Source organism: Mesorhizobium sp. M1A.T.Ca.IN.004.03.1.1 (assembly GCF_003997555.1).
GTDB lineage: Bacteria > Pseudomonadota > Alphaproteobacteria > Rhizobiales > Rhizobiaceae > Mesorhizobium.
Window position 1 is genome coordinate 1 of the sequence record NZ_RZTV01000232.1, and the last position, 278, is coordinate 278.

The following is a 278-nucleotide window of genomic DNA, read 5'->3' on the forward strand; positions in this document are numbered from 1 at the left end:
GGAAAAACCCGCCTGCCGCAATTGGCGGATGGCCGGGTCGACCGAGCCGGCCAGCCAGGAGGCTAGTCCCGTTGGCTGGTTCGAGGCAACCACGATCTGGCCGTTGAACGAGGGTTCTCCCTGAAGCAGGAGCTTGCCCTTGCCTTCCACCTGCGTGCGCCCTGGCAGCGTGCCGACGGCGCTGTCGATCATCCAGCCGGTACCGGCCGGCTCCAGCTCCAGTTGCACATCGCGTAGCGTTGTGTCGCCGGCAACGATGGCCGGCAGTTTGACGCTTG

The 278-nt window shown here is 66.2% G+C and carries 1 protein-coding gene; it reads right to left on the reverse strand.

The window, feature by feature from the left end; genetic code table 11:
- Nucleotides 1-278 (reverse strand): hypothetical protein (locus EOD29_RS31480; protein ID WP_164763932.1); only part of this gene is annotated, 278 nt, incomplete at both ends.